Source organism: Sphingomonas segetis (assembly GCF_009720245.1).
GTDB lineage: Bacteria > Pseudomonadota > Alphaproteobacteria > Sphingomonadales > Sphingomonadaceae > Sphingomicrobium > Sphingomicrobium segetis.
The window spans coordinates 1-569 of sequence record NZ_WJSQ01000324.1; the positions used below are offsets into that span (position 1 = coordinate 1).

Here is a 569-nt window from a genome sequence, read left to right on the forward strand (position 1 = left end):
CGACACGGCCGCGGAGCGGTCGTCGGCATAAGTGCCGGCGCCGATCAGCGGCGAGTCGCCGACCCGCCCCCAGCGCTTTGCCGTGAGGCCGCCGGTGGAGGTCGCCGCCGCGACATGGCCATCGACGTCCACCGCGACCGCGCCGACGGTCCCGTATTTGATCTCGTCGTCGAACCCGCCTTCAGCCAGCAATTCGTGCAGCTGACGGCGGCGCTCTGGGACCTCGAACCAGCTGTTGGCGACCTGTTCCAGCCCCTGGTTGCGCGCGAACTCGTCGGCACCCTTGCCCGAGAGGAACACGTGCGGCCCCTCGTCGAGCAGAAGCCGAGCGAGGCTGATCGGCGCCCGAGTCGTCCTCAGCCCCGCAACCGCGCCTGCGCGCCGGTTGCTTCCGTCCATGATCGCGGCGTCGAGCTCGATGCAGCCGCTTGCCGTCAGCACGCTGCCGCGGCCTGCGTTGAAACACGAATCTTCTTCGAGGACGCGCAGCGCGGACTCGACAGCGTCGAGCGCGCCTTCGCGCTTGCCGAGGATCGCCGCGCCGGCTGCGAGCGCGGCCTCCAGGCCGG

The 569-nt window shown here is 71.0% G+C and carries 1 protein-coding gene; it reads right to left on the reverse strand.

The features are described 5' to 3' along the window. The coding region (locus tag GH737_RS15035) for an isoaspartyl peptidase/L-asparaginase family protein (RefSeq protein ID WP_196233260.1) at window positions 1–569 on the reverse strand (569 nt) is incomplete at both ends.